This is a genomic window from Streptomyces sp. ME19-01-6, from assembly GCF_033793745.1.
GTDB lineage: Bacteria > Actinomycetota > Actinomycetes > Streptomycetales > Streptomycetaceae > Streptomyces.
Genome location: NZ_JARAXF010000008.1, coordinates 1 through 18,835 on the forward strand (window position 1 = coordinate 1; position 18,835 = coordinate 18,835).

9 protein-coding genes are annotated in these 18,835 nt (G+C 70.9%); 8 read left to right on the forward strand and 1 reads right to left on the reverse strand.

Annotation, left to right across the window (positions count from 1 at the left end):
• From PV419_RS20435 to PV419_RS20460, 6 genes are all read left to right on the forward strand, one after another.
• Positions 1–947: thioesterase domain-containing protein (locus tag PV419_RS20435; protein ID WP_319690958.1), on the forward strand; the 947-nt coding region annotated here is incomplete at its 5' end.
• A gap of 33 nt (positions 948–980) precedes the next feature.
• Positions 981–1,631 carry an NADPH-dependent FMN reductase gene (locus tag PV419_RS20440; protein ID WP_319690960.1) on the forward strand — a complete coding sequence of 217 codons (651 nt, stop codon included), beginning with the start codon at positions 981–983 and terminating at the stop codon, positions 1,629–1,631.
• A 497-nt stretch (positions 1,632–2,128) separates the two neighbouring features.
• Complete coding sequence (locus tag PV419_RS20445) at positions 2,129–2,536, forward strand: helix-turn-helix transcriptional regulator (protein WP_415925345.1); 408 nt, start codon at positions 2,129–2,131, stop codon at positions 2,534–2,536.
• A 137-nt stretch (positions 2,537–2,673) separates the two neighbouring features.
• On the forward strand, positions 2,674–3,906 hold the full coding sequence (locus tag PV419_RS20450) for an MFS transporter (RefSeq protein WP_319690962.1): 1,233 nt from the start codon (positions 2,674–2,676) through the stop codon (positions 3,904–3,906).
• 14 nt (positions 3,907–3,920) lie between these two features.
• Entirely contained in the window at positions 3,921–5,171 is a 1,251-nt protein-coding gene (locus PV419_RS20455; RefSeq protein ID WP_319690963.1) for an MFS transporter, read from the forward strand.
• A 36-nt stretch (positions 5,172–5,207) separates the two neighbouring features.
• Positions 5,208–15,785 carry a non-ribosomal peptide synthetase/type I polyketide synthase gene (locus PV419_RS20460; RefSeq protein WP_319690965.1) on the forward strand — a complete coding sequence of 3,526 codons (10,578 nt, stop codon included), beginning with the start codon at positions 5,208–5,210 and terminating at the stop codon, positions 15,783–15,785.
• Here the strand turns inward: PV419_RS20460 and PV419_RS20465 are convergent, their stop codons facing one another.
• Positions 15,786–16,580: a DeoR/GlpR family DNA-binding transcription regulator gene (locus tag PV419_RS20465; RefSeq protein WP_319690967.1), complete on the reverse strand. Its 795-nt coding sequence runs from the start codon at positions 16,578–16,580 to the stop codon at positions 15,786–15,788. It lies immediately after the preceding gene.
• Between the two features lie 156 nt (positions 16,581–16,736).
• Here PV419_RS20465 and PV419_RS20470 point away from each other — a divergent pair, with 156 nt between their 5' ends.
• Together PV419_RS20470 and PV419_RS20475 are read left to right on the forward strand one after the other, a co-directional pair.
• Positions 16,737–17,627, forward strand: coding sequence for a sugar isomerase (locus PV419_RS20470; protein WP_319690968.1), 891 nt, complete (start codon positions 16,737–16,739; stop codon positions 17,625–17,627).
• A gap of 103 nt (positions 17,628–17,730) precedes the next feature.
• Positions 17,731–18,645 carry a class II fructose-bisphosphate aldolase gene (locus tag PV419_RS20475; RefSeq protein ID WP_319690969.1) on the forward strand — a complete coding sequence of 305 codons (915 nt, stop codon included), beginning with the start codon at positions 17,731–17,733 and terminating at the stop codon, positions 18,643–18,645.
• The last annotated feature ends 190 nt before the right edge of the window (positions 18,646–18,835 follow it).

Below are 18,835 nucleotides of genomic sequence, written 5' to 3' on the forward strand. Positions count from 1 at the left end.
GCATCCGGGCCGGACAAGCAGTCGAACTCGGCATCCGCGCACTGTTCAACACACCGACGGTTGCCGGGCTGGCCGCGCTGATCGATTCCGGGACGGATGACGCAAACGCCATCGAGGCAGCCGATCCGCTGGCGGTGATGCTGCCTCTACGCGCCGACGGTAACGGACCTGCGGTGTTCTGTATCCACCCCGCGGTCGGCATCGGGTGGGTCTACTCGGGTCTGCTGAGGTATTTGGACGCCGACACTCCGCTCTACGTCGTCCAGTCGCCGATGCTCTCCGACCCGACTGTGCGTCCCGGCAGTCTCGTGGAGATCGCCGAGGCGTACATCAGGCAGATAAGGAAGGTGCGCTCCACCGGTCCGTACCACCTCGTCGGCTGGTCCTTCGGAGGCGGTGTGGCGCAGGAGATCGCCGCACGGCTGCAGTCGGAAGGTGATGAGGTCGGGCTTGTCGCCATTCTCGATGGTTATCCGGTCACATCGGAGATGACGGACGAGACATCCGGTCTCGGGGCTCTGCTGGACTCGGTGGGCATGCTGCCGGCGTCGAGAGGCGCCGCCGGCGAGGGCACCGAGGCAGCAGGTGATGGCCGTTCGCCCGACATCGACACGGAGCGGTTCCTCAGTCTCGCCGCTGAGCCAGGCAGCCCGCTTTCGCTTCTCCCGACGCGGGCCCTCGCGCGGCTCCCGTACGTGTTCTCCACTCATGTCGCCCTGTCCGGGGCGATCAGCGGCCGCGTCTTCCGCGGTGGTCTGCTCTTCTTCTCCGCCGCGGTGGACAGAGGGGACGGATGGCCGACTCCGGATGCGTGGCGCCCATATGTAGCCGGGGCCATCGACGTCACCGACGTACCCGTCGCTCACGGTGCCATGACCGGGCCCGACGCGCTCGCGGTCATCGGTCCGGTACTGGCCGCACGGCTTCGAACAACGGTGTCGGCCTGAACGGGCCGCTCAACGGCGGATGTCAGGGGACTTGTGACAGACAAAGAGAGTGAGGGCATCGTGCCGGAAGCGCTTCAGGTAGTAGGAATCGGCGGGTCCAACAGGGCGGGCTCGACTGCGGAGAAGGCCTTGCGCATCGTTCTCGCCGCGGCTGTCCGCCGAGGCGCGCGAGTGAAGCTGATCAGTGGGCCTGACCTGGTGATGCCGTTGTACGAGTACGCGGCGGCAGAGCGGTCCGAACAGGCGAAAGCGCTCGTCGACGCGGTCGCGTCGGCAGATGGGCTGATTCTCGCCACGCCCGCCTACCACGGCTCGATCTCGGGAATGGTGAAGAACGCACTCGACTACATGGAGGAACTACGCACGGACCGGCGGCCGTACTTCTCGGGACGGGCCGTGGGCTGCATATCAGTCGCCGGAGGATGGCAGGCGTCGGCGTCGGCGGTCGCCGCGCTACGGGCGACTGTTCATGCGCTCCGTGGGTGGCCCACTCCGCTCGGGGTCACGATCAATACGGAGACCACGTCGTTCGATGTCGACGGCCGGGTGAACGATCCGCAGATAGCCGAACGCCTTGAGCTGGTGGCCGAGCAGGTCGTCGAGTTCGCCTTGATGCGGCGGGCTTTGCGGGCACAACAGATGGAAACACCCACGCTGCGGGAGCTTGCCCCCGCACAGATCTGACGGTCGACGCAGCCCCCAGCGCGCCGGGCCCGCCGATTGCCGGAACCAGGCTTTCGATGAAACCGCAACCAGGGCGACACGTTCCTGCAGAGCGCGGGGTGTAGGCCGCCAAAGCCCTTGACACCCCCGCGGGCCGCACTTTAGCTTTCGGGACGACGTTCAATAATAGTGAACCATGACCAGAGTGTGACCGTCGGTGGCTCAATGCAGAGCAACTGAGAGCGACCCGCGAGGGGCGTTTCGAATCTGGACGGGGGACAGCACATTGGGACGGGTGGCCACAAAACCACACCCCAAGGCAGGATTAACCGGGCATGTAATGTTTCACGCGCCCCGGACGCACCGCAATGCTGAAACTTACTTCCGTATTGCCTGCGTCGATCCAATGCACTAGCCCCTCGGTGCGGGCAATGTCCATGGAAAGGGATGTCGTGAGCATATCTGAGAAATCTTCCCAATTCGGGGAGATTCTTCGGGAGTATCGAATATCATGCGGAATGACACAGCAGGAGCTGGCAGACTTCTCAACGCTCAGCGTACGCGCCATTCGAGATCTCGAACGCGGGAAAGTGGCCAGGCCGCGCAAGGAAACTCTGCGCCTTCTGGTAAAGGCTCTGGATCTACCCGCCGACGACCGTGAAAAATTTGAGTCGCTGCTGACTTCGGCCCGTGGCAACCGATTCAGGTCGACCGCCTCCGACTCTCGGCAGAAAAACTCCCCGGGCGGCAGCTCTCGCGAGGAAGTGCCGGATGTGGTATTCGCCTACCTGCCGGAACGGGGCGCGGGGGCACCCGATGCACTCAACGGCGGAATCTATGCGGACGTGCTGAATTCCCTGGCCAAGAACTTAAATCTGACAGGGCGCCAAATGGCCATCGTGGTTCTCTCGCCGGACCGAGCGTGACTCTTTTCCCTCTTTTCAGCGGTCTAGTTGAGTAACCCCCGCGCCAGACGTGCCCGCGATGGCGGCTGTATCCCGCATACGGCCGCGTGACAGAGAGAACTGAATCAGTGGACAGCGAGACGAGTACAGGAAAGGCCGTGGCAGAAGCGCCCCGTCCAGCCACCAGGGAGACGCGCCGGCTGGGCAGACCGGTCTACCTTCTCACCATCTGTCAATTCCTTTACTACGCGGGAGTCAGCGTCGATCTGACGCTGACGGCCGTCGTCGGCCTCGAGATGGCGCCGGCGACTGCCCTGGCGACGGTGCCACTCACCCTGATGACGGTTACCGGAACCATCGCTTCGTACGCGACCGGAATGCTGTCCGCGCGATACGGCCATCGAGCGGTTCTGGCAGTGGGCGCCTGCATCGCGGTGGCCGGTGGTCTGGTCTCGGTGCTCGCCGTTCAGACGGATTCGTTCCTCACCTTGTGCGTGGGAACCAGCATGGTCGGCGTGTACCGGTCGACGGGCGGCTACTTCCGGTTCCTGGCGGCGGACCTGGTACCCGAGGCATCCCGGGCCAGGGCGCTGAGCACGGTTCTCTGTGGTGGTGTGGCGGCGGCGATTGTCGGTCCCTTGGCCGCGACGGAGAGCAGTGGCCTCATGGGCGCCGAGTTCGCCGGCTCCTACCTGTTGGTGTCGTGCCTGGCGTTCGCCGTCGTGCCTGTCATCCTCTCCGTGCGGGACGCCTCGCCCCGTCCGAGGGAAGCGAGTCCCGGTGTGGAGGAGGAAGCGGCCCAAGCCACGCGTGTGCGCGACGTCGTGCACACCAGTGACTTCCGCAGGGCCTTCTGCCTGCTGGCAGTGTCCACGGGCGTGATGACCATGCTGATGGCCGTCGGCCCGATCGGGAGCAAGCACGCCGGGCACTCCTTGTCCCAGGGGGCGATGGTCATCCAGTGGCACATGGTGGGAATGTTCGCCCCGGCTCTGTTCAGCGGCAGGCTGACCACAGCGTGGGGACCTCGTTGGACCGGAATGCTGGGGGCGTTTCTTCTGGTCACGGGGGCCCGCGTCGGTTCGATGGGCACGGGGATGACCGCGTTCATGTTGTCGTTGGGTCTCGTGGGCGTGGGCTGGAATCTGGCCTACGTCTCCGGCAGCGCCTACGCGGTCCGTTGCTACCCGCGGGGGAAGGGCGGGCGTGTCCAGGCCACGATCGAGGGCAGCACCGCGTGCGTGGGCGCCGTGGCGTCGTTTTCGGCCAACCTGGTCTTCTCCCAACTGGGCTGGACGGGGACGAACCTCGCAGCGCTGGTCCTGCCGCTGATCGTCTGCGTGTGGCTGGCCCTCGCCCGCAACTCCAAGCGTGAGCCGGTCACTGCCTGAGCCGAAGAGCGAGTATGGACCGACGTTTCCGCATTCTCGTGTCGGCGTATGCGGTGTCCGGCTATGGCAACTACCTGAACCTGATCGCGCTGAGTCTGTTCGCCTACGAGGTGACCGGCACCGCGCTCGGTGTCGGCGCGGCGATGGCGTTACGGCTGTTCTCCGGCTTTCTGGCGGGGCTCACCGCCGGGGCGCTCTCGGGCCAAGTCACCCGCCGGACGGTGATGATCTGGACGGATGTCGCCCAGGGCGCCGCCATGACCGCACTGGTGTTCACCGCTCCGACCACCCCGCTGTGGCTGCTCGCCGTTGCGGTCGTGGTCCTCGGCGCGGGGAACACGCTCTTCACCGTCGCCCTGCGCAGTGCGGTTCCGGTCATGGTCGGCCAGGGGGCCCGGGCCCGGGCGAACGGCCTGCTGGTCACGGCGAGATCCCTGGCCACGGTGCTGGGCTTCGCCTCGGCCGCGCCGGTCATCGGATTCGGCGGCTACGCCGCCGCGTTCGCGGTGAATGCCGTGAGTTTCCTGTGGTCCGCCGCGGCCTTGCTGGTGCTGCGGCCGCGTACGGACGACGAGGCGGAGGACGTAGCCGAGAGGAAGGGCGAACCGGCGGCCCCGGCTTCCCGCGGGGGCGTCGAAGCTCCGGTCCGCGCAGGCCGCGGTCTGCGCTTGTGGCGCGGGGCGGCAGGCGTGCCCTCGCTCGTTCTCGGCATGATCCTGCTCAGAGGCGTCGACGCCCTGGCGTCCTCCTCACACAACGTCGCCCTGCCGGTGGTCGCGCGCTCCGCCGCCCCGGACGAACCCGCGCTGTTCATGACGCAGTTCTGGGCCGCGTGGGCCGTGGGCACCGCTCTCGCTCATCTGGTGCTGAGACGCAGGCAGAGCGAAGCGGCGTGGGACGAGCGTGCGTTCGCGCTCGGCACCTGCGCGATGTCGCTCTCGTTCGTGGCGGCGTTCCTTGGACTGCCCACTGTGGCACTGGTGGGGGCCGCCGTGTCGGCGGGGTTCGCGGATGGCTGGACGGAGATCGTCTATACCTCCCGTCTCCAGGCCGTCCCCGACCGACAGCGCGGCCGGCTGTTCGGGCTGTCGGCGACGGCGGAGCAGTCCGGGTTCGCGCTGGGGACGGTGGCCGCCGCGCCGGCTCTCCAGGCGCTGCCTGCCCCGGCCGTCGTGGGCGCCTTCCACGGCGCGGCGGTGTGCGGGGCACTGATCCTGCTGTTGTTCACCGTCGGCCGCCGCGGCGCGGCCCGGCGCAGTCGTTGACCACCGGACAACAGGAAGAAGAAGGAGAGGAAACGCATGGAACCCGTACGGGGGCAATCTTTCTGTCAGGGGCCTGAGCCGGACCGCACCGAGGACGATCCGCGCGACGCCGTGCAGGCGCTGCTGATGGCCGCTGACTCCGCCCCCGGCGGGGCCGTCGTCACCGTTGCCGCGGACGGTTCGACGGCCACTGTGCCGTACCCCGAACTGCTGCTTCGCGCCCGGCGGTTGCTCACCGGACTGCGAGAGCGCGGGCTGCGCCCCGGCGACGCGGTGGTGCTGTGCGGCCTGCCGCTGGCCGAGTTCTTCCCCGCCTTCTGGGCCTGTGTGCTCGGCGCCGCCCGCCCCGTCAGCATCGCGGAGCACCCCGTCCCGGCCTCACCAGCCCTCGAACGCCTCCTGAGCGCCTGCGAGTTGCTGGACGGGCCGCTGGTGCTCAGCGACCCGGCCGGCGCGGCGGAACTCGCACAGTCCGCCCCCGAGCTGCGGGTCGTGGTCGCGCGGGACTGCCTGCACGCGTCGCCCGCGGGTGACCACATCGAGCCGGCCGCGGACGATGTCGCCCTGCTGATGCTGTCCTCCGGCAGCACCGGCGTGCCCAAGGCGGCACAGTTGACCCATGGTGGTCTGGCGGACTTCGCCGCCAGCGCCCGGCGGATTCTGGACGTCGGTCCGGATGACACCACGGTGAACTGGCTGCCGGTCGACCACAGCGGCGCGTTCCTGCTATACCACATGCTTGCGGTCTTCGCCGGTTGCACCAACGTCCACGCGCCGACCGAGCTGGTCCTCGCCGAGCCCCGGCGCTGGCTCGACCTCCTCGATGAGCACCGGGCGCAGCACAGCTGGGCACCGACCTTCGCCTACCAACTCGTCGCGGACGCACTCGCCGAGCAGCCAAAGGGGAGCTGGGACCTCGACTGCGTCAAGTCCCTGCTCTGTGGGGGCGAGCGGATCGCGCTGCCGGTCCTGACCCGCTTCCTCGACGCCACGGCCCCGTACGGCATCCGGGAGGGTCACATCGTCCCGGCGTGGGGAATGGCCGAGACGGTCACAGCCGTCACCTACGGCCGGCTCGACCGGCCCGGCGCCGTACACCGCCTGCTCAAGAGCAGCCTTGGCGAGCACCTGTTACGGGCCGACGAAGAAACACCCGAGGAGGACTGTGCCACTTTCGTCGCGGCCGGAACACCGGCGCACGGAGTCGGCCTGCGCATCGTCGACGATCATGGTGAGCTCGCGCCCGAGGGCACAATCGGCCGCCTCCAGGTGCGCTCGCCCGCTCGCCTCACGCCCGGCTATGTGAAGAACCCTGAGGCGGACGCGGCCGCCTACCCCGCCGGACGGGGCTGGCTGGACACCGGAGATCTCGCCTTCCTCGACGCGGGCCAGGTCGTCATCACCGGCCGGCGCAAGGACCTGATCATCCTCAACGGACACAACGTCTACTGCCACGAGGTCGAGGAAGCTGCCACCGCCGTCGCCGGCGTCCGGCAGGGCGAGGTGGCCGCCTGTGGCATCCCGCACCCGGAACGGGGCACGGAGGAACTGGCCGTGTTCTTCGTGAGCCGCGGCGCCGCCGATGACATACGGATCGCGGCCGAGGTGAAGGCGGCGCTGTTCACGCGGCTCCGGCTCACCGCGGCCCAGGTCCTGCCCGTCCCGCCGGACGAGTTCCCGAGGACGCCCGCGGGGAAGGTGCGCCGCGCCGAGCTCCGGGACCGGCTGACGGGCAGCGGATTCACCGCAGGCACGGCCACGGATCCGCACACCGAGACGGATCGCGACGCGCTCACGCGGACGGTGCGGGAGGCGACCGGCGCGGTGCTGGGCCGACCGGTGGACGCGGACCTGCCGTTTTACGAACTCGGTCTGACCTCGGTGCTTCTGGTACGCCTGCGGGCCCGGCTGGAGGAGCGGCTGGGGACACGGATCGCCCAGACCGCCTTCTTCGAGTACCCCACCGCCGCCGCGCTCGCCGCCCATCTGTCCGGCGCCACCGGAAAGCGGGCCGAATCCACGCACACCGCCTCCGTCACCGAGGACACCACCGATCGGCGCATCGCGGTCGTCGGATTGTCCCTTCGCTTCCCGGGCGCACAGACGCCGGAGCAGTTCTGGGCCAACCTCCGCGACGGCGTGGACAGCGTCCGGACCTTCGGCGTGGAAGATCTTGCCGCGGCGGGCCTGCCCCCCGAGTCGCTGAGCGCTCCCGGCCTCGTGCCCGTCGCCGGAATCCTCGACGCGGTCGAGGAGTTCGACGCGGACTTCTTCGGAATGAGCCCCAAAGAAGCCGAGTTCACGCACCCCGCGCACCGGCTGTTCCTGGAGTGCTGCCACCAGGCGCTGGAGGACGGCGGCTACGCGGCGGCCGAGCCGGGCACCCGGATCGGGGTGTTCGCGGGTGCGGGGATGAACCTCTACGACCACCAGCAGCCGTCGGCGTCCGGATCGCCCTACGACGTCATGGATCCGGCCGCCGGCCTGCAGACCGCCATCGGGCAGCAGTCGGACTTCCTCGCCTCTCGTGTCGCCTACCGGCTTGGGCTCACCGGGCCTGCCATCGGTGTGCAGACAGCCTGTTCCACCTCGCTGGTCGCCGTGCACCTCGCGGTCCAGGCAGTGCTGAGCGGGGACGCGGACCTGGCGCTGGCGGGCGCCGCGGCGGTGCACTTTCCTCAGGAGACCGGTTACCGCAGCCACCCCGGGTCGATCCTGTCGCCCACCGGTCGCTGCCGGGCCTTCGACGCGGAGGCCGACGGCACGGTCGGCGGCAACGGCGTGGCGGCGATCCTGCTCAAGCGGCTCGACCGTGCGCTGGCCGACGGCGACACCGTGCACGCGGTGATCCTGGGCTCCGCGGTCAACAACGACGGGGCTGACAAGGTCGGCTTCAGCGCACCCGGCGTGGCGGGGCAGGTCGAGGTGGTACGCCAGGCGTTGCGCAGGGCGGCGGTCCCGGCGGACTCGATCTCGTACGTGGAGGCGCACGGGACGGGCACCCGGCTCGGCGATCCGGTGGAAATGGAGGCGCTCGCCCGGGCCCTCGGCGAGGGCACCGAACGCGTGGGATTCTGCGCGGTCGGCTCGGTGAAGCCGAACATCGGGCACCTCGACAGCTGCGCCGGGATGGCAGGGCTGATCAAGACGGTCCTGATGCTGCGGCACCGCACGCTGGTGGCCACGCCGCATCTGACCCGCCCCAATCCCGAACTCCCCCTGGTCGACGGTCCCTTGACGCTGGTCACTGAGCTGAAGCCGTGGTCGCCACCGCGCGGTGTGCCGCGCCGGGCCGGAGTCAGCGCCCTCGGTGTCGGCGGCACCAACGCCCATGTAGTGCTGGAGGAGCCTCCCACACCGTCCGCCACGTCGACGGTCGCGCCCGAGCTGCCCGTACTCGTGCCGGTGTCGGCCCGCGACGCACAGGCCCTGGAGCAACTCACCGGCCGGCTGCGCGACCGCTTGCGGCAGCAGCCGGAGCTCGCGGCCACCAACGTGGCGGCCACCATGGCTCTCGGCCGGCCTCACCGCGCCGTACGGACCGCGGCCGTCGGCCGGACGGCCGACGAGCTCGCCCGCGCGCTGGAGGAGCAGCGGGCGTCGCCGGTCGGCCCTCTTGGGCTCCTTGCGTTTGCCTTCCCAGGACAGGGCAGCGCACGCCGCGGTGTGGCGAGCGGGCTCCACGCCGCGTATCCCGCCGCCCGGCGCGTACTCGACCGGTGCGAGGAGGTCTACGCCCATGAGTTCGGCGGCACCCTGCTGCCACTCCTCCTGGCAGAGCCGTCAGCCGAGCGCGAGGTCTGGCCCACCGAGACGGCCCAGGCCGCGCTGTTCGCCCACCAGTCGGCGCTCGGCGAGGTGTGGCGCGCCGCCGGCGTACGGCCCGCGCTGCTGCTGGGCCACAGCATCGGCGAGTACGCGGCGCTGTACACGGCCGGCGCGCTGACGCTGGAGGATGGGCTGCGGCTCACCGCGTGGCGCGGGCGCCTGATGCACAGCGCCTGCCCGGCGGGCGGCATGCTCGCGGTCCGCGCCGACGCGGGGACGGCGCGGCGCATCGCCGGGGCCGCCGGTGCCGAAGTGGCCGCGGTCAACGGCCCGCGTGCTCAGGTGATCTCCGGTTCGCGGCATGCTCTGGACGAGGTGGCGCACCTGCTCGACCAGGAGGGGCTGCGCTGGCGGGCGCTCCCCGTCGACCGGGCGTACCACTCGGCCGCGATGGAACCGGCCCTGCGTGAATTCCGGCCCCATGCCGACAAGGCGGCGTACCGTCCGCTGCACACCCCGCTGGTGACCACCGCCGACGGAGAGGTGCGCCGCGCGGGCTGGACCGTCGACGCGGACTACCTCTGCCGTCAAGCCCGGCAGCCGGTCCGCTTCGACCTGGCCATGGCCAAGGCCGTCGGACAGGGGTGCGAGGACTTCGTGGAGATCGGGGCCGGGAACACCCTCACCGGCCTCGGCCGGCACTGCGCACCCGCGAGCCGCTGGACGGGCGGGCAGGGTGACGGCGACGGGGCGGCGGTACAGATGCACGGGCTGCTCACCGCGCTCGGCTCGCTCTACCGCAGGGGAGCCGAGCTGGACTGGCGCGCGCTCACCCCCGGCGGGGGCCGGGTGTCGCTGCCGGGGCATCCGCTGCGGCGACGGCCGGTGGCAGCGTCGGTCGCCCGGACACTCCCGCCGCGCTCCGCCGCGAAGGCATCTGTCGTGCCGGGTGAACTGCTCGAGGTGGTCAGGGAGCTGACCGCGAGCAAACTCGGCATGGACGTGGCGGACATCACGCCCGACAGCTCCTTCTTCGAGTTCGGCGCTGACTCGCTCTCCCTGATGGGCCTGACGGCGGAGCTGGAGCAGCGGTGCGGGACGCGGGTTCCGGTTCGAGAGTTGTTCGACTCGGCCGACACACCGCGCAGGCTGGCCGAACGTCTGGCGCAACTGGCCGGGGCTCCGGCCGGGCAGACGGGGCTCGCGTCCACGACCGAGCCGTCCGGGGCCGCCACGGCCCCTGTGCCCCCTCCGCGCACGGCTGGGGTGACCTCGATCCCGAGGCCACCCGAATCCCCCGCGGCTCCCCGCCCCGTACCAGCGGCGCCCACCACCACCGCGTCTCCCCCGGGATGCGACTTCAGCCTGTATTTCTTCGGCGACTATCCCGATGACGCCGACCGCGACAAGTACGCGCTGATCATGGAGGCGGCGGAGTTCGCCGACCGGCACGGCTTCCACGCCCTGTGGTTCCCGGAGCGCCACTTCAACTCCTTCGGCGCGCTCTTCCCCAATCCCTCCGTACTCGCTGCCGCGCTCGCGGCCAGGACGAGCCGCGTCCGTCTGCAGGCCGGTTCGGTGGTGCTGCCGCTGCACCACCCGGTCCGGGTCGCCGAGGAATGGTCGGTCGTCGACAACATTTCCGGTGGCAGGGCGGGTCTGTGCGTGGCGAGTGGCTGGCACGCCACCGACTTCGCGCTCGCCCCGCAGCACTTCGGCCGACACCGCGAAGTGATGTACGAGCAGCTGGCGACCCTGCGGCAGCTGTGGTCGGGGCGGCCACTCGCGATGACCGCGGGAGACGGCGAGCCGGTCGAGGTACGGCTGCACCCGCGCCCCGTACAGGAGCGGCTTCCCCTGTACGTGGCAGTGGTGGGCAATCCGGACAGCTACCGCCGGGCGGCCGCGGAGGATCTGGGCGTGGTCACCAACCTGATGACGCAGACCGTCGAGCAACTGGCCGAGAACATCGCCCTGTACCGGCGCACTCGCGCCGAGCACGGCCTCGATCCGGCGGCGGGCCGGGTCGTGGTGCTCGTACACACCTACCTCGGCGACGATGCGGAGCGAGCACGGGCCGAGGCGTACCGCCCCTTCGTCTCCTACCTGCGCTCCTCGCTGTCCCTCTTCGACCAGGTCACCAACAGCCTCGGCTTCGAGGTCGACCTGGACAGCGCCGCCGAGGAGGACGTGGAGTTCCTGCTGGGGCGCGCCTATGAGCGCTACTGCGACTCCCGCGCCCTGATCGGCGATGAGCACAGCGCCGCCGGGACGGTGCGCCGACTGGTGGACGCCGGAGTGGACGAGATCTCCTGTTTCATCGATTTCGGCGTCCCGGCCCAGCAGGTGCTGGCGGCGCTGCCCGTGCTCGACCGGGTGCGCCACCGGGAGCAGCCCAGGGCGCGGGAGCGGGCCGCCCTCGCGCCGAAGCGGATGCCGCTGTCGCCGGCGCAGCGCCGCATCTGGTTCCTGGAGCAGCTGCACCCCGGCACCAGCATGTACCACGAGCCCAAAGCGATCCGCCTGGACGGTCCGCTGAACGTCCCGGCCCTGCGGTGGGCGTTGCAGCGGGCCGCGGAGCGGCATCACGCACTGCGCACGGTGTTCAAGGTCACCGACGGAGTGCCGTACCGGGAGATACGCGACCGGATACGGCTCGAGTGTCCGGTCGACGACCACCGCGGAGCGACGGAGGAAGAGGCGCTGCGCGCCGTGCTGGAGACGGAGGGGCGCCGGATCCTCGCCCTGGACACCGGCCCGCTGGTCTCTGCCCGGCTGCTGCGCCTGTCGGAAGAGCGGCATGTCCTGTTCCTGCTGGCCCATCACATTGTCTTCGACTCCTCCTCCACGGTGGTCCTGGTCCGCGATCTCGCCGCCTGCTACCGCTCCTGGCCGAACGGCGAGTCCGCACTGCCGCACCTCACCGAGGCGCCCCCGTCCGGCCAACCGGACCCCGCCGAGCTCACCGCATCCCTCGCGTTCTGGCAGCGGGAGCTGAGCGGCGTCCCGCAGCTCTCCCTCCCCACCGACCGCCCCCGCCCTCCGGTGAGATCGGGAGCGGGAGCGAGCCTCGCCCATGAGCTGGGCGCCCAACTCGTCGACGGCTTACGGACGTTCGCCGCCACACATCGCGCCACCCTTTTCATGACACTCCTCAGTGCGATCGGCGCGGTACTCGGCCGGTTCAGCGGGCAACACGACGTGGTCCTCGGCACAGCGGTGGCCGCCAGGCCGACCGGCGCGGAGCACCATGTCGGTCTCTTCCTCGACACCGTCGCCCTGCGACTGGATCTCACCGGCGACCCGGACTTCCCGACACTGCTGCACCGGGTACGGCAGAGGAGCACCGCGGCGTACGAACACCGCGGCGTCCCCTTCGACGAGCTGGTCGGTGCGTTGAATCCGCACCGCGACCCGAGCCGCAATCCGCTCTTCCAGGTGATGGTGGAGTACGAGAACGAGGGCGAGGTGGAATTCGATCCGCCCCGGCTGACGTCCACGCTCCTGGACATGCCGAGCGCCCGCGCTCCGTTCGACCTCAGCGTCTATCTGACGCATCACCGCGGCGGTGTGCGGTTCATGGTCGAGTACGACACGGCTCTGTTCGACGAGAGCACCGTACGCAGATTCGTGGACTACGTGGAGCACACGCTGCGCCGCGCCCTCGACGCCCCCGGTGCGCCGCTCGGCGAACTGACCGCGGTCACCGGCGCCGACCGCACCACCCTGACCCGGCTGGGACACCAGGACGAGCCGCTGTCTGACACCGAGGACACCCTGCACGCCTTGTTCGAGCAGCAGGCGCGCCGGACCCCGGATGCCGTCGCGCTGATCAGCGGCGAACGGCACGTCACCTACCGGGAGCTGGATTCGCGCGCCAACCGGCTCGCCCGGCAGCTGCGCGCCCGCGGCGCGGTGCGGGGGGAGCGCGTGGCGGTGCTTCTGCCACGCGGCCCGCAGCTGATCACGGCCCTGCTGGGCGTACTCAAGAGCGGCGCCGCGTATGTGCCCCTCGATCCCTCCGTACCCACCCCGCGGCTGACCCGGCTCCTCGACGACGGCACACCCGTCCTGCTGCTGACTTTTGACGCCGCCCTGGCACTCCACCCGGACCTCGCGGCACGCCTGCCCATACAGCTGGCCGAGGAGGTTGCCGACACGCTCCCGGCCGAGCCGCTCCAGGACGGGGCCCGGCCCGAGGACCCCGCCTACTGCATCTACACCTCAGGCTCGACCGGCCGCCCCAAGGGCGTCGTCGTCCCCCACCGCGGCCCGGCCAACCTCGTCCGCGGACACCTTCGGCGCCATCCGGCGCTGCGCACCCTGCAGTGGACCTCGCCCGCGTTCGACGTCAGCGTGCAGGAGATCTTCACCACGCTGGCCTCCGGAGCCGCCCTCGTCCTGATCGGCGACGAGGTACGACACGATCCCGCGGCCTTGGCCGAACTGGTGCGGCGCCACGAGGTGCAACGGATGTTCATGCCCTGCACGCCACTGAAGTATCTGATCGGGACCGGGCCGCGACTGCCGTCCCTGCGGGAGCTGGTCTCGGCCGGCGAGGCACTACAGCTCACCAGCGCCTTCCGCCGCTTCCTCGCCGCGCACCCGCGGTGTGCTTTGTACAACCAGTACGGGCCCACGGAGGCCTCGATCATCGTCACCTCGCACCTCGTGGACCCGGGCGGCGAGGAGTGGCCGCCGATCGGCACGCCGGTGCCCGGGGCACGGATCTCGGTCCTGGACGACACCGGGCGCAAGGTGCCCGTGGGCGCCGTCGGCGAGCTGTGCGTGGGCGGCATCCCGGTCGCGCACGGCTACCTGGCCCGGCCCGAGGAGACCTCCGCCGCCTTCCTCGACGACGGCGCGGGCGGGGTGCTGTACCGGACGGGAGACCTTGGGCGCTGGCGTCCCGACGGCACGCTTCAATACTGTGGCCGGGCCGATGACCAGGTCAAGATCCGTGGATACCGGGTCGAACCCGGCGAGATCCAGGCGGCGTTGACCGCACTCCCCGACGTACGGGATGCGGCCGTCGTACCCCACCGTGACCGGCATGGCGACACAGAGCTGGTCGCCTATGTGGTGCCCGCGTCCTCGGAGTCCTCGGCGGCCTCGGCGGCCGACGCCGAGCGGCTGCGCACCGCGCTCTTCGCCGAACTCCCCGACCATCTGGTGCCGCGCCACTGGGTGTGGCTGGAGCGGCTCCCCGTGAACGCCTCCGGCAAGCTGAACCGCGATGCCCTGCCCGAGCCCGCCGCCGACGCCGACGGCGGGGCCCGGGAGGCCGATGCCGGGCCCGTCACCCCCCTGGAGAAGGCCCTGCACGACCTGTGGTGCGAGGAACTCGGTGTGCGGCGGATACCGCCCACGACTTCCTTCTTCCGGCTCGGCGGCCACTCCCTGAGCGCGATCAGACTGCTGAACCGGATGCGGGACCGCCTGGACATCGACCTCGCCATGGCCGACTTCTTCCTCGATCCGACCATCCGGGGCGTCGTGGCCCGCCACGAGCCCGCCCCCGCACACGAGGTGGTGGACACCGTGGCGATGCCCTCCACCATGCGCCGCCTCTGGCTGCGCCACCATGAGCGCGCCGACCCGAGCGTCTACAACGTCGCCCACCGCATCGACCTGCGGGGCGACCTGAATCCCGGGACCCTCGCCCGAGCCCTGGAAGACCTGGTGCGGCGCCATCACGCGCTGCGCGGCCGGGCGGTGCGGCGCGACGGCGGAGAGTACATCGTCGAGGTGCTGGTCGATGTGCCCGTGGACCTGTCGGTCACCGACCTCTCCGCACACGACAAGGACACCGCCTCCGTCGAGCGGTGGTGCCGGGAAGAGGCGTCCCGCGCGTTCGCGATGGATCGGGCACCGCTGTTCCGTTTTCGTCTGGCGCGTCTCGGGGCGGACCGCTGGGTGCTGGTGACCGTGTTCCACCATGCGATCTGCGACGGCTGGTCCATGGGGCTCATCCGGCGTGACCTGCGGGAGCTGTACAACGCGCGGCGGGCCGGCGTGGAAGCCCGACTTCCCGAGCTCACGACACAGTTCGCGGATGTCGCGCGAGCGGAGCACGAGCTGGGCGACGAGCGCAGGGCGGAACTCGAACGGTTCTGGCGCACGGAACTCGACGGCGCGCCACTGCGCGCGGCCCTGCCCTACGACCGGCCGCGGCCCGAGACGTTGTCCGGCCGGGGCGCCCTGCACACCGCTGTCATCGACGGCGGGACACCCCGCCGGATCGAGGACACCGCGACGCACCTGGGCACGACCCCGTACGCCGTGCTGGCAGCGGCGTTTGCCACCTGGCTGGCCGGGCTGTGTGGCAGGCCCGCCGACGTGGTGCTGGCCGCGTCCAGCGCGAACCGCCTGCGACCCGAGCGATCCGAGGTGGTCGGGCTGTTGGGCGACGCCGTCCTGCTGCGCGCCCGGATCGGCGAGGCCCAAACCTTCGCCGACCTCGTGACACAACTCGGCGGGGCGCTGTTCACCGCGCTCGACCAGCAGGAACTGCCGCTGGCCGACGTAGTCGAGCTGGTATCGCCCGGGACCAGCGACACCCTGTTCCCCGCCGTGCTGTTCACCGTCGTCACCACGCCACCGCCCGCTCTGGACCTGCGGTCGGTATCGGCCTCGGTGCGCGCACTGCCCATGTCGGGTGTGGCGCGCAATGAGCTGTACGTCGTCCTGCAGCCCCAGGAGGAAGCCATCGCCGTCACGTTCGAGTACTCCACAGACCTGTTCACACAGGCCACTGTCGAGGAGTGGAGTACGGGCTTCACCCGGCTCCTCAAAGAGGTCGCGAAAACCCCGGAGCGCCCCCTGCGGAGCCTGCTGGGGCCCTGATCACTCTGCCGAGGCTTGGACGACCCGGATGCCGGCCTCGGTGAAGCGGGCGACGAGTTCGTCGGGGGCACCGGTGTCGGTGACCAACACATCAATCTCGTCGATCGCGCAGATGCGGGCGAACGCCCGGTGGCCCAGCTTGGTGCTGTCGGCCACCACGACCACCCGCTCCGCGCGGCGGGCCATCAGATGGTTGATGCTCGCCTCGCCCTCGTGGTGGGCGGTGGCGCCCTGGGTGAGATCCAGTGCGTCCACGCCGATGACCGCCACATCGAGGGAGACCTTTTCGAGCACCCCGGTGGCCAACGGGCCCATCAGCTCGAAGGACTGGGGGCGGGCGACCCCGCCGGTGAGCACTATCTTGATCTGTGGGCGCACCGCCAGTTCACCGGCGATGTTCAGCGCGTTCGTCACGATGGTGATCGCGGGGGCGCCGTCAGGGGCGGCCAGGTCCGCTCGAGTGGCGATGGCGCGGGCCGCCTCGGTCGTCGTGGTCCCGCCGTTGAGGCCGACGATCGCGCCGGGGTCGACCATCCGGGCGACGGCGACGCCGATCCGCTGCTTCTCGGTCGCGCGCCGGGCGGTCTTGTAGCGCAGCGGGAGGTCGTAGGACACGTTGTGCGCCACCGCGCCGCCGCGCGTGCGGGTGAGCATCTGCTGCCGGGCGAGTTCGTCGAGGTCGCGGCGGATCGTGGCGGTGGACACCGTCAGCTCGACCGCAGCCTGTTCGAGGTCGACCTTGCCGTCCCGGGCCAACAGCTCCAGCAGGGCGTTCCAGCGTTCGGGCCGTTTCACGCCGTCTCCCTCGCCCCCGTCGTCTCCCGCACGGCTCACCCTATCTCGGCTGACAGGGGACGCTGGACTTCTCTGCAAAATCATGAGCATTATCGGCCCGTACGATGCAACTCACATCACGCCGCCTGCTCATTCACGCATGACAAGGGGAGCCGTATGAGCTACACCGAGGCCGAGATCGCCAGTCAGCCGGACTGCTGGCGCCGCGCCGCGGGTCTGGTCCGGGAACCGGGCGGAGCGGTGCGGGAGGCGCTGCCGCGGGCGGGCGAGCGGGTCGCCGTGGTCGGGTGCGGCACGTCGTGGTTCATCGCCCAGTCGTACGCGGCGCTGCGTGAAGCGGCCGGCCAGGGGGAGACGGACGCGTTCGCCGCCTCGGAGATGCCACCGGGCCGCCGCTACGACCGGGTGCTCGCGCTGTGCCGGTCCGGCACCACGACCGAAGTGCTCGCACTCCTCGGCCGCTTGCGCGGCACCGCGCCGACCACGGTCGTCACCGCCGTGCCCGGCTCCCCCGTCACCGAGGTGGCGGACTCGGTGGTCCTGCTCGACTTCGCGGACGAGGAGTCCGTCGTACAGACCCGCTTCGCGACCACCGAACTCGTCCTGCTGCGGGCCCACCTGGGCGCGTCGCTGGACGGTCTGGATTCCGACGGGCGCGCCGCGCTCGCCGCGCCGGTGGCCGAGGGTCTGCTGGACGCCGAGCAGTTCACCTTCCTCGGGCGGGGCTGGACGTACGGGCTGGCGCAGGAGGCGGCGCTCAAGATGCGCGAGGCGGCGGGGGCGTGGACCGAGGCCTATCCGGTGATGGAGTTCCGGCACGGCCCGATCAGCGTCACCGGCCCCAAGAGCGTGGTGTGGTGGCTCGGCGAGGGTGCCTCCGGTCTGGAGGAGGAGATCGCGGCCGCCGGAGGCCGGCTGGTCGGGGACGGGCGGGACCCGGTGGCCGAGCTGGTGGCGGTGCAGAGGCTCGCCGTCGCGATCGCCGAGGCGCGCGGCCTCGATCCGGACCGGCCCCGGCATCTGACCCGCTCGGTGATCCTCGGGTGACCACGCGGCCCGGCCTCGCTGCCGGGCCGCAGCGCGACACAAGACACTCAGGGCGACAAGACACCGGGACAACAGACCAACGAGCAGCGGAAGGAGCCGGACCATGCCGCTGGTGGCGACCGGCGAGATCGTCGGGCCGGCCGTACGGGCCGGGCTCGGCGCGGGGGCATTCAACGTCATCCAGATCGAGCACGCCCAGGCGATCGTGGCCGGGGCGGAGGCGGCCGGGGCGCCGGTCATCCTGCAGATCAGCGAGAACGCCGTCCGGTACCACGGCGCGTTGGCCGCCATCGGGCGCGCGGCCGTGGAGGTCGCGGGCGCGGCCCGGGTGCCGGTCGCCGTACATCTGGACCACGCGACCGACCCGGACCTGGTACGGGAGGCGGTCGGGCTCGGGTTCGGATCGGTGATGTTCGACGCCTCCGCGCTGGACTACGAGGCCAATGTGGCGGCCACCGCCGAGGTCGCCGCCGACTGTCACGCGAGCGGGGTGTGGGTGGAGGCAGAGCTGGGAGAGGTGGGCGGGAAGGACGGGAGAGAGGTGGGCGGGAAGGACGGGGGAGAGGTGGGCGGGAAGGACGGGAGAGAGGTGGGCGGGAAGGACGGGGTTCACGCGCCGGGGGCCCGTACGGATCCGGCCGAGGCCGCCGCCTATGTCGCGGCGACCGGCGTGGACGCCCTCGCGGTCGCGGTCGGCACCTCCCACGCGATGGTCGTCAAGGAGGCGGTGGTGGACCTCGGGCTGGTGGCGGCCCTGCGCGCGGCCGTGCCCGTACCGCTGGTGCTGCACGGCTCCTCCGGGGTGCCCGAGGCGGACCTGACCCGCGCGGTCGAGGCGGGCCTGACGAAGGTGAACATCGCCACCCATCTCAACGTCGCCTACACACGGGCGATCCGCGACCACCTCGCGGCCCACCCCGAGGCCGTCGACCCGCGCCGCTATGTCGCGAAGGCCCGCGACGCGGTGGCGCGCGAGGTGGCCCGACTGCTCCCGCTGCTGCGGGCCGTCGCCGTCTGACGCCGGCCGGGGTGCGCCCGGGGCGGCGTCCCGGGCGCACCCCGGCCGGTGATGCGGCGGCAGGCGCCGGGGGTCTGGCCGACCCGCCCCCTCACGCGCGAACGGCGATCCACGCCCCCACTGTTGACATGATCTCCGTCATCACGGGCTCCGGCGCCGCCACCCGGGGCCCGGCACCGGCCCCCAGGTC

What these genes read in the sequence shown, in the direction of transcription:
- PV419_RS20445 (WP_415925345.1), top strand. Translation starts at nt 2,129, where the DNA reads ATGACACAGCAGGAGCTGGCAGACTTCTCAACGCTCAGCGTACGCGCC.
- PV419_RS20455 (WP_319690963.1), top strand. Translation starts at nt 3,921, where the DNA reads ATGGACCGACGTTTCCGCATTCTCGTGTCGGCGTATGCGGTGTCCGGC.
- PV419_RS20460 (WP_319690965.1), top strand. Translation starts at nt 5,208, where the DNA reads ATGGAACCCGTACGGGGGCAATCTTTCTGTCAGGGGCCTGAGCCGGAC.
- PV419_RS20470 (WP_319690968.1), top strand. Translation starts at nt 16,737, where the DNA reads ATGAGCTACACCGAGGCCGAGATCGCCAGTCAGCCGGACTGCTGGCGC.
- PV419_RS20475 (WP_319690969.1), top strand. Translation starts at nt 17,731, where the DNA reads ATGCCGCTGGTGGCGACCGGCGAGATCGTCGGGCCGGCCGTACGGGCC.